The organism is Streptomyces milbemycinicus (assembly GCF_002154605.1).
GTDB classification, from domain to species: Bacteria; Actinomycetota; Actinomycetes; order Streptomycetales; family Streptomycetaceae; genus Streptomyces; species Streptomyces milbemycinicus.
The window spans coordinates 1-9,844 of the sequence record NZ_MUNE01000146.1; the positions used below are offsets into that span (position 1 = coordinate 1).

10 protein-coding genes and 1 pseudogene are annotated in these 9,844 nt (G+C 71.7%); 9 read left to right on the forward strand and 2 right to left on the reverse strand.

Annotated elements, in window-relative coordinates:
- Positions 1-72: 72 nt before the first annotated feature.
- The 4 genes and pseudogenes from CCN51_RS13530 to CCN51_RS13545 all read left to right on the forward strand — a co-directional run.
- Positions 73-1,812 (forward strand): annotated as a pseudogene (locus CCN51_RS13530) (L-aspartate oxidase); the annotation flags it as partial.
- 200 nt (positions 1,813-2,012) lie between these two features.
- Positions 2,013-3,047, forward strand: coding sequence for a carboxylating nicotinate-nucleotide diphosphorylase (nadC, locus tag CCN51_RS13535; RefSeq protein ID WP_245881611.1), 1,035 nt, complete (start codon positions 2,013-2,015; stop codon positions 3,045-3,047).
- A gap of 2 nt (positions 3,048-3,049) precedes the next feature.
- The gene (locus CCN51_RS13540) at positions 3,050-3,847 is read left to right on the forward strand and encodes a type III pantothenate kinase (protein ID WP_014178528.1); all 798 of its coding nucleotides are present in this window, start codon (positions 3,050-3,052) and stop codon (positions 3,845-3,847) included.
- Positions 3,848-4,016: 169 nt separating this feature from the next.
- A complete protein-coding gene (locus tag CCN51_RS13545; protein ID WP_014178529.1) occupies positions 4,017-5,690 on the forward strand; it encodes a COG1361 family protein in 1,674 nt (557 codons plus the stop codon).
- Positions 5,691-5,804: 114 nt separating this feature from the next.
- On the opposite strand, the gene CCN51_RS13550 is transcribed toward CCN51_RS13545, so the two are convergent.
- Positions 5,805-6,161, reverse strand: coding sequence for a hypothetical protein (locus CCN51_RS13550; RefSeq protein WP_014178530.1), 357 nt, complete (start codon positions 6,159-6,161; stop codon positions 5,805-5,807).
- A 73-nt stretch (positions 6,162-6,234) separates the two neighbouring features.
- On the opposite strand from CCN51_RS13550, the gene CCN51_RS59940 reads away from it, so the two are divergent.
- The 5 genes from CCN51_RS59940 to CCN51_RS13570 all read left to right on the forward strand — a co-directional run bounded on the left by CCN51_RS59940 (position 6,235) and on the right by CCN51_RS13570 (position 9,232).
- Positions 6,235-7,356 carry a hypothetical protein gene (locus CCN51_RS59940; protein ID WP_405383302.1) on the forward strand — a complete coding sequence of 374 codons (1,122 nt, stop codon included), beginning with the start codon at positions 6,235-6,237 and terminating at the stop codon, positions 7,354-7,356.
- 87 nt (positions 7,357-7,443) lie between these two features.
- On the forward strand, positions 7,444-7,620 hold the full coding sequence (locus tag CCN51_RS55830; protein ID WP_014178532.1) for a hypothetical protein: 177 nt from the start codon (positions 7,444-7,446) through the stop codon (positions 7,618-7,620).
- A gap of 121 nt (positions 7,621-7,741) precedes the next feature.
- Positions 7,742-8,137: a BlaI/MecI/CopY family transcriptional regulator gene (locus CCN51_RS13560; RefSeq protein WP_078610945.1), complete on the forward strand. Its 396-nt coding sequence runs from the start codon at positions 7,742-7,744 to the stop codon at positions 8,135-8,137.
- A gap of 21 nt (positions 8,138-8,158) precedes the next feature.
- Complete coding sequence (locus tag CCN51_RS13565) at positions 8,159-8,680, forward strand: amino-acid N-acetyltransferase (RefSeq protein ID WP_055413989.1); 522 nt, start codon at positions 8,159-8,161, stop codon at positions 8,678-8,680.
- A 210-nt stretch (positions 8,681-8,890) separates the two neighbouring features.
- Complete coding sequence (locus CCN51_RS13570) at positions 8,891-9,232, forward strand: histone-like nucleoid-structuring protein Lsr2 (RefSeq protein ID WP_014178535.1); 342 nt, start codon at positions 8,891-8,893, stop codon at positions 9,230-9,232.
- Positions 9,233-9,245: 13 nt separating this feature from the next.
- On the opposite strand, the gene CCN51_RS13575 is transcribed toward CCN51_RS13570, so the two are convergent.
- Positions 9,246-9,844: SCO3374 family protein (locus tag CCN51_RS13575; RefSeq protein ID WP_425444759.1), on the reverse strand; the 599-nt coding region annotated here is incomplete at its 5' end.

Genomic DNA, 9,844 nt, shown 5'->3' on the forward strand with positions numbered 1-9,844 from the left:
CCTCGCCGTCGCCGCCAAGGTCGGCAGCACGCGCCTGATAGACAACGTCCGCCTGTGGTTCGGAGCAGCGTGATGATCCAAGACAACAAGCCGGCAGCCGTCGGCGCGGCCGCCCTGCGTGCCCCGGCCCCCGGCTGGGCCACCGAGGCCGACGTCGTGGTCGTCGGCTCGGGCGTCGCCGGTCTGACCGTCGCACTGCGCTGCGCCGCCGCCGGAGCGAAGGTCACCGTCGTCACCAAGGCCCGCCTCGACGACGGCTCCACGCGCTGGGCCCAGGGCGGCATAGCGGCCGCCCTCGGCGAGGGCGACACCCCCGAGCAGCACCTCGACGACACCCTGGTCGCCGGCGCCGGGCTCTGCGACGAGACGGCCGTACGCACGCTGGTCACCGAGGGCCCCGACGCCGTACGCCGGCTGATCGGCACCGGCGCCCGGTTCGACGCCGACGACGACACCGGCGAAATCCTGCTGACCCGCGAGGGCGGCCACCACCGCCGCCGTATCGCGCACGCGGGCGGCGACGCGACCGGTGCGGAGATCTCCCGGGCGCTGGTCGAGGCGGTGCGCGCGGCCGGTATCGAGACCGTTGAGAACGCGCTGGTGCTCGACCTGCTCAAGGACGCCTCCGGCCGCGCCGCCGGCGTCACCCTGCACGTCATGGGCGAGGGCCGGCGGGACGGCGTCGGCGCGGTGCGCGCGGGTGCGGTGGTCCTCGCGACCGGCGGTATGGGCCAGGTGTTCTCCGCCACCACCAACCCCGCCGTCTCCACCGGCGACGGCGTGGCCCTGGCGCTGCGCGCCGGGGCGGAGGTCTCCGACCTCGAGTTCGTGCAGTTCCACCCCACGGTGCTGTGGCTCGGCCCGGAGGCGGAGGGGCAGCAGCCGCTGGTCTCGGAGGCGGTGCGGGGCGAGGGCGCGTATCTCGTCGACGCCGACGGCGTCCGCTTTATGCAAGGGCAGCACGAGCTGGCCGAGCTGGCGCCCCGTGACATCGTCGCCAAGGGCATCATGCGGCGGATGCTCGAGCAGAACGCCGAGCACATGTACCTGGACGCCCGCCACTTCGGCGCGCGGATGTGGGAGCACCGCTTCCCGACCATCCTCGCCGCCTGCCGCGCCCACGGCATCGACCCGGTCACCGAGCCCATCCCGGTGGCGCCCGCCGCGCACTACGCGAGCGGCGGCGTACGCACCGACCTGAGCGGCCGCACCACGGTCCCCGGGCTCTACGCGTGCGGCGAGGTCGCCTGCACCGGCGTCCACGGCGCGAACCGGCTCGCGTCCAACTCCCTCCTGGAGGGCCTGGTCTTCGCGGAGCGCATCGCCGAGGGCATTGCCGAGCGCATCGCCTCGGCCCCGACCTCTCAGGCACAGCAGGCCCTTCAGACACAGCAGGCCCTTCAGACACAGCAAACCCCTGAGGCCGCCACCGGCGAGGGGCCGCTGCTGCCGCCCGAGGCCCGGTACACCATCCAGCGGATCATGAGCGCCGGGGCCGGGGTGCTCCGGTCCGCCGAGAGCCTGGCCCACGCCGCCGCCCAGTTGGAGCAGGTCCACGACGGGGCCGCCGAGACGCTGCGCCGCGACGGCAAGACCGCCGAGCCGGGGGTCGACACCTGGGAGGCGACCAACCTCCTCCTCGTGGCCCGCGTCCTGGTGGCAGCCGCCCTCCGCCGCGAGGAGACCCGCGGCTGCCACTGGCGCGAGGACCGCCCCGACCGGGACGACCCGGCCTGGCGCCGGCACCTCCTGGTCACCCTGGGCCCCGGCGACACGCTGGACGTCCGTACGACGGACTCGGAGGCGTTCCCCGCACCGGAGGCATTCCCCGCAACCGGGGCTCCCTCCACAACCGGGGCTCCCTCCACAACCGGGGCTCCCTCCACAACCGGGGCTCCCTCCACAACCGGGGCTCCCTCCACAACCGGGGCTCTCCCCGCGACCGGGGCTCCCGCCACGACCGAGGCATCCGCCCCACTGACCACCCCCCGAACGAAGACGGAGTCCCACCCGTGAGCAGCACTCCCGACGACCGCCCACAGCCAGTGGCCCTCCCTCTGCTGCAGATCGGCCTCCCCGGCGGGGGCCCCGGCTGCGGTGACGCGTGCGGCTGTGGCGCCGACGACGAGGCGTACGACCTCGACCCGATGGAGTGCGGCCTGGACCCCGACCTCGCCCAGCTCCTGGCCGACGCCGGGCTCGACCCCGTCAAGGTCGAGGACATCGCGCATATGGCGATCGAGGAAGACCTCGACCACGGCGTGGATGTGACGACCGTGGCCACCATCCCCGAGGACGCCATGGCCACCGGCGACTTCACCGCCCGCGAGGCGGGCATCGTCGCCGGGCTGCGCGTCGCCGAGGCGGTGCTGTCCATCGTCTGCACCGACGAGTTCGAGGTCGAGCGGCATGTCGAGGACGGCGACCGGGTCGCCGCCGGCCAGCAGCTGCTCTCGGTCCGCACCCGCACCCGCGATCTGCTCACCGCCGAGCGCAGCGCGCTCAACCTGCTGTGCCGGCTGTCCGGTATCGCCACCGCGACCCGCGCCTGGGCGGACGCCCTGGAGGGCACCACGGCGAAGGTCCGCGACACCCGTAAGACCACCCCGGGGCTGCGCGTGCTGGAGAAGTACGCGGTGCGCTGCGGCGGTGGCGTCAACCACCGTATGTCGCTGTCGGACGCGGCCCTGGTCAAGGACAACCACGTGGTCGCGGCGGGCGGTGTGGCGCAGGCGTTCAAGGCCGTGCGGGCCGAGTTCCCGGACGTGGACGTGGAGGTGGAGGTCGACACCCTGGACCAGATCCCGCCGGTGCTCGATGCGGGCGCGGACCTGATCCTGCTCGACAACTTCACCCTGGAGCAGACCCGGCAGGCCGTCGAGCTGGTCGCGGGCCGCGCCACCCTGGAGTCCTCGGGCCGCCTCACACTCGCGAACGCGCGGGCGTACGGCGAGACGGGCGTCGACTATCTCGCGGTCGGCGCGCTCACCCACTCCTCCCCGATCCTCGACATCGGCCTGGACCTGCGCGAGGCCGGGGCCAACTGACCATGCTGCTGACCATCGATGTGGGAAACACCCATACCGTGCTGGGCCTGTTCGACGGCGACGAGATCGTCGAACACTGGCGGATCTCCACGGACGCCCGCCGCACCGCCGACGAGCTGGCCGTCATCCTGCAGGGTCTGATGGGCATGCACCCGCTGCTCGGCGAGGAGCTGGGCGACGGTATCGAGGGCATCTCCATCTGCTCCACCGTCCCCTCCGTGCTGCACGAGCTGCGCGAGGTGACCCGCCGCTACTACGGGGATGTGCCCTCCGTCCTGGTCGAGCCGGGAGTGAAGACCGGGGTGCCGATCCTGATGGACAACCCGAAGGAGGTCGGCGCCGACCGCATCATCAACGCCCTGGCGGCCGTCGAGCTGTACGAGGGCCCGTGCGTGGTCGTCGACTTCGGCACGGCGACGACCTTCGACGCGGTCAGCGCGCGCGGCGAGTACGTGGGCGGGGTGATCGCGCCGGGCATCGAGATCTCGGTCGAGGCGCTTGGCGTGCGCGGTGCGCAGCTGCGCAAGATCGAGCTGGCCCGGCCGCGCAGCGTCATCGGCAAGAACACGGTCGAGGCGATGCAGTCCGGCATCCTGTACGGGTTCGCCGGCCAGGTCGACGGCGTGGTCCGGCGGATGGCGCGCGAACTGGCCGACGACCCCGAGGATGTGACGGTCATCGCCACCGGGGGCCTGGCCCCCATGGTGCTGGGCGAGTCCTCGGTCATCGACGAGCACGAGCCGTGGCTGACCCTGATCGGCCTGCGTCTGGTGTACGAGCGCAACGTCTCGCGGGGCTGACCCCGCCACGGCCCCGCGGGCCCTCCCCTCCCGCTTCCCCTCTCCTGCCCCTGCTCACAACTTTCCGTTCACCGGAGGGCAACCATCCGGTCAGCTGAACTGTCTTGCGACCGGCAGCCAGTTGGGTAAACGCGAGATGGGCGTGGGACGTATGTGGCATAAGGGGAAGATGATTCATGCGGCGGCCGCCGGGGCGGTGATCGCGCTCGGGACGGCCGTCGGCGTGCCCGCCGCATACGCGGAGGACGAGCCGACCCAGCCCTGGGCCGAGATCACCGCCCCCCGGCAGATCGCCCTGCCGTCGGCGGCCGACGGGCAGGGTGCCGTCGCCCCGAGTGTGAGTTATTCGTTCGCCGACGGCGGGGCCGAATTCCCCCTCCCCAAGAACGCCAAAATGGTCATCGACGCGAGCAGCCTGGACGGCGTCGCGACGATCAAGGCGAACAACGAGCAGTGCACCGCCTCCGGCGCGGTCGTCACCTGCCTCGACAACGGCAACCTCCATGGCCCCTGGGAGCCGTTCACGCTCACCGCCGACTCCGACGCCAAGCCCGGCGCCTCCGGCACCATCACCTACGAGGTGACGGCCGACGGCGCGACCGGGGACAAGAGCTCTTCCAAGGTCGTCGTCGGCTCGCCCCAACTGGTCGTCGGCAAGCTGCCCGACCGCGACGGCCTCAAGACCGGCTCCACGGTGGACCTGCCCCTGGCGGTGCGGAACACCGGGGATCTGCCTGCCGAACGCGTTGATATCCAGCTGACCAGCGTGCCCGGCGTCGAATTCACCTCGAAGCCGAAGAACTGCCGCTTCGGCTCCGAATGGGATGACTCCGCGCGCGTCTACTGCTCCATCGACACGGCCATCGAACCGGGCCAGTCCGCGAAGCTCAGCACCCCGCTGACCGTAAAGATCACCAAGGCCGCCCTGGCCCCCTGGATCGACTACGAGGTCCAGGCCGTCCCGGCGGGCAGCGAGGAGAACCCGAACGGCACCCCCGGCACCGGGTCCCCGATCGCCTTCACCACCATCTCCGGCGGCGACTTCGAGACCGACGGCAAGAGCAGCGTCTCCCTCCGCACCGACAACCACGCCGACTTCCGCGCCGTGGGCGGCGCCATCGACCCGGAGGCCGACAACGGCACCACGGGCGGGCTGAAGTTCGGGCTGACCAACGACGGCCCGGCGGCCGCCTACCGCCAGGACCGCGAGCCGATCCTGTACGCGGACATCACCCTGCCCGAGGGCGTCACCGGGCTCACCAACCACATCGACGAAGAGCCGGACCAGGACACCACCGGCGAGTGCCTGACGTATGTGAGCGAGACCGAGACCAAGAAGTTCGAGCCGGGCCACCGCCGCTATCTGTGCCCCGAGGCCTCGACCGAACTGCCCGGCGAGGGCCAGACGTACGGCATCGGCGTGAAGATCGCCAAGGACGCCGACAAGAACGCCACCGGCACCGTCAAGCTGGTTCCCGGCCCGGCGGGCTTCAGCACCAATGACCCGAACTCCGCCAACGACACCGCGAAGATCACCTTCAAGGGCGCGGCCGGCGGCTCCGACGGGTCCTCCACCGGCGGCGACGATTCGGCCGACTCGACCGGCGGCTCCGGGTCCGACTCGGCTTCCGGCGCACAGGACGGTGCCACGTCCGGCTCCGGCGGCTCCGGTGACGGCGCCACGAGCGGCGGTTCCTCCGACGACAGCGGCTCCACCGGCGGCACGATGGCCCTGACCGGCGCGGGCGGCATCGGCCTGATGGCGGGCGGCGCCGCGGCCGCGCTCGCGCTGGGCGGCGCCGCGGTCGTCGTCACCCGCCGCCGCCGGGCGACCCGCGTCTGACGCACCCCGGCACTCCCCGGCGCCCCTCTCCTCGACGCCCCCGGCCGTCAGCCCGCTCGCACCGCGAGCGGCCACGGCCGGGGGCGTCGGCGTGCGCCTGCCGTGGGTGCGCGGCTACGGGCTGCCGGGCCGCTGTTCGTCCGCGGCCGCCGCCCTCGGGCCGTGCCTGCCGTGCCTGCTGGGCCGGTTGTGGCGCTTGCGCCTGCCGTGGGTGCGCGGGTGCAGTCTGCCGGGCCGTCGTTCGTCCGCGGCCGCCGCCCTCGGGCCGTGCCCGCCGTGCCCGCCGTGCCCGCCGTCCCCGCTGTGCCTGCCGTTCGCCGGGCTGCCGCGCGGGCTGTCCTGCCGTGCCTGCTGCTCGCCCGTCTGCCGGGCCGCTGTGCCGGCCGGACCGGCCGCGCCCGCAGTGCCTTCCGGCGCCTCGTAGGCACCCTCCCGCGCCTGCCGCGCGGCCCATGCCTTTTCGTAACGCACCGCACCTTTCCGCAACGCGCCGCACCGCCCCGCGCTCAGCGAATTTTGTCCGCTTAGCACTTAAAGTCGGCCCATGCCCACGCCATATGGATCCCGCGGCGGAATGGCGTTCAGTGCGGATGAGCTGCGTGTGCTCCGACGCGCCCTCGCCATCGCCCTCCAGCCCCATCCCGTCACACTCTCCCCCGGCCACGGGGGCCCGGACCGGACGGAGGAGGTCCAGGACTGCCTCCGCCTCGCCGAGGCCGTGGACGAAGCGGTCCGCGAGGGCGGGCGGCTGCGAGCCTTTCTGCTCGACGAGCTCGCCCGCTACCGCGCCGCCCTCCCCGGCGCCGCCGTCGGCTATCTCGACCAGCTCGAAGGCGTCCTGGCGGCCGGCTACGAGCCGCTTCCGGAGGACCTGGCGGCGCTGCGCCAGCTGTGCCGGTCCGCCGCCGGGACCAGCGAGGCCGAGCGCCGCCGCGCCCTGCTGCGCCACTGTGAGCGGCTTGCCGAGCGAGGCGTACGGGCCCGGCTCGCGGAGCGCGCGGCGGGGGCCCTGCGGGCCTGCGAGGGCCGATCCCCGGCGGTCCGGCTGAGGGTGCTGCCGGGCGGGGCTCCCGCGGGCGGCGCCCGGGTGGTGCAGAAGAGCGGCGAACCCGGACGGGAGCCGCGCAGGAAGCCGTCCGACCCCGACCGCGGCGGCCACGAGGAGCCCGGGCACGGCGAGCCGGCACAGGGCGACCCCGAACGCGGTGAGTCCAAGAAAGGCGATCCGAAACAAGCCGGGCCCAAGCGCCCTGCCCCCAAGCCGGCAGATCCCGAGCTGGCCGACCCCGAGCGCGAGGAGCCGAAGCGCGAGGAGCCGAAACAAGCCGACCCCAAGCAGCCCGACCCCGAGCGCGAGAAGCCCAAGCAGGGCGAGCCGAAGCAAAGTGAACCGGCAAAGGGCGAGCCCAATCAGAGCGAGCCCAAGAAAGCCGAACCCAGCAAAGGCGAACCCAAGAAAGGCGAACCCAAGCGCGCCGAGCCGACGCGCGCCGAGCCGACGCGCGCCGAGCCGACGCGTGGCGAACCGGGGCGCGCCGAGCCGGGCCGCAGGGCGCCGCGCCCGGGCCGTCCGGTGCCCACCCCGGCGGAGGTCTTCCCGCCCAAGCGCCGCCGCCCGGCCCAGCCGCCGGAAGGCGACTCCCGGCTCCGGCGGGTCCCGGCCTGAGCCGGGGCCGGCGCACTTTGTAACCTGGAGGCCTCGAGTCGGCTCGAGTCAGCTCGTCGAGCCAGAAGGCCAGAAGGAGCGACAGCCATGGATTACATCTCCGCGCTGGTCCCGCCCGTGGTGATGGCCGTGGCCTTCACCGCGCTGATTGTGACGATCGTGAAGAGCCAGGGCGGTGCCAACAAGGCCAAGGAAGACGCCGCGGTGGACGCGGCGATTGCCCACGCCGAGGCCGAGCAGCAGGCGCGGTCCAGCGCTTCCTGACCCGCCCGAAGCCTCTGGGTGTCTGGGGTCGCACGTCCCGGGATGACATCGTCTCGGGATGTGCGCCCTTTTTCGCGCGCATGAACCCGACATTCGAGACATCTCCCACTATTATTCACGTGTGCCTCGGCCATTGGGAGATCTCGAAGACGCGGTCATGACGCGGGTGTGGAAGTGGAACCGCCCGGTCACGGTCCGGGAAGTCCTGGAAGACCTTCAACAGGAACGCTCGATCGCCTACACGACGGTCATGACCGTAATGGACAACCTCCATCAGAAGGGCTGGCTGCGCCGTGAGGTGCAAGGGCGCGCCTATCGATATGCCGCGGTCTCCACCCGTGCCGCCTACTCGGCCGCACTGATGAACGAGGCATGGTCCGCGAGTGACAACCCGGCCGCTGCGCTCGTCGCGTTCTTCGGGATGATGTCCGAAGAGCAGCGAGATGCGCTGCGAGATGCGATGCGCGTCGTTCAACTCGAAGAGCCCGGTGAGAGCCCCGGTGAGTCGCGACGATGACACCGGCGATAGCGTCCGAGCATGTCCTTGGCTCAATCTAAAGCAGTCACCGTCAGGCGTGCCCGGACCTCTGATGTGCCGGCCGTACGCCGCCTCATCGACAGCTACGTGGCCGATCGCATCCTCCTCGACAAAGCGACGGTGACGCTTTACGAGGACATCCAGGAGTTCTGGGTGGCGGAGCGGGACGGCGACGCGGAGGTCATTGGCTGCGGGGCACTGCATGTCATGTGGGAAGACCTCGCGGAGGTTCGCACTCTCGCGGTGGATCCCGCCGTGAAGGGCAGTGGTGTAGGCCACCTGGTGCTCGACAAGCTGTTGCAAACGGCGCGCTGGCTCGGCGTACGGCGCATTTTCTGCCTCACCTTCGAAGTCGACTTCTTCACCAGGCACGGCTTCGTGGAGATCGGCGAGACGCCGGTCGACGGTGATGTCTACAGCGAGCTGCTGCGTTCCTATGACGAGGGCGTCGCGGAGTTCCTTGGTCTCGAACGGGTGAAGCCGAACACCCTTGGCAACAGCCGGATGCTTCTGCAACTGTGATCGCGGTCCCTATGTCCGAATCGCTCCCCTATCACATAGCTCCGGAACAGATGGTTCCCGTGCGGTCCATCGATCGAACCTTCCCCGGGGGTTTGTGTTTTTCCCGGAAAAGCGGTTTCCTATTCTCCCGTAGTGTAATTACCTGGGGGGTGGGGACATCAGCGCCTAACGCTGCGGCCCGAGCTCCCCGGTTTCTCGGAAAGGAACCCCATGGCACAGAAGGTTCAGGTCCTTCTTGTCGACGACATCGACGGCGGCGAGGCGGACGAGACTGTGACGTTCGCACTGGACGGCAAGAGCTACGAGATCGACCTCACCACGGACAACGCGGACAAGCTCCGTGACGCCCTGGAGCCCTACACCAAGGGCGGCCGTCGCACCGGTGGCCGGGCGGCCGCTGCTCGCGGCAAGGCGGCGGCGCGCGCGACGACCGGTGGCAGCCAGGACACCGCGAAGATTCGCGCCTGGGCCAAGGAGAACGGCCACGAGGTCAACGACCGCGGGCGTGTTCCGGCGACTGTGCGTGAGGCATACGAGAAGGCGAACGCCTGAGCGCGTCACCTTCTCAGGCTTCTCCGGCTCGCCGGGCTCCCCGCTGTCCCGGCAAGAGCCGACCGCGCAACAACCGGGCACGGTGGCACTCAGTGGCCGCCGCACCCACGAGCCGTACGAGATCGGGGGCGTCCCCATTGCCCCCGAACCCTGCCAACGGCAGCGTCGGCTCCACCTCACTCCCCGGCTCGGGAGGTCGCAGCCATACGGCGGCCTCCTGCGGGCTCGGCTCCCCGAGTGCCGTCCCAAACGGCCGGGAGGGGGGACAAGGCGCGATGATCCGGCCGCCCGCACCGATCGCGGTCAGATCGAGGGGGACCTCGCCCCATTCCAGCCAGTCGAGCAGCCCCGGCAGCTCGTCGGCGCTGCCCGCGGCCACCAATAGCCGCATTCTGGGGCCCTCCACCGCGACCGGACCGGTCCGCGGTACGCGCCGCAGCAAGGCGAAACCGGCGTCGGCCGGCAGCTCCAGCACGTCGAAGCGCACCCCCGTGAGCAGTTCGACGGGATCGCTGCCGGTCGTCGGCCACCCCAGCCCGCTCTCGTACCACTGAGCCCACGCCCCCCGGGCGCCGGGGGCGGCGGGCGCGGCCGGGATCTCCCGGGCAGGGA

Coding starts and splice junctions, on each gene's coding strand:
- CCN51_RS13540 (WP_014178528.1), top strand. CDS start 3,050: ATGCTGCTGACCATCGATGTGGGAAACACCCATACCGTGCTGGGCCTG.
- CCN51_RS13545 (WP_014178529.1), top strand. CDS start 4,017: ATGATTCATGCGGCGGCCGCCGGGGCGGTGATCGCGCTCGGGACGGCC.
- CCN51_RS59940 (WP_405383302.1), top strand. CDS start 6,235: ATGCCCACGCCATATGGATCCCGCGGCGGAATGGCGTTCAGTGCGGAT.
- CCN51_RS13570 (WP_014178535.1), top strand. CDS start 8,891: ATGGCACAGAAGGTTCAGGTCCTTCTTGTCGACGACATCGACGGCGGC.
- CCN51_RS55830 (WP_014178532.1), top strand. CDS start 7,444: ATGGATTACATCTCCGCGCTGGTCCCGCCCGTGGTGATGGCCGTGGCC.
- CCN51_RS13565 (WP_055413989.1), top strand. CDS start 8,159: ATGTCCTTGGCTCAATCTAAAGCAGTCACCGTCAGGCGTGCCCGGACC.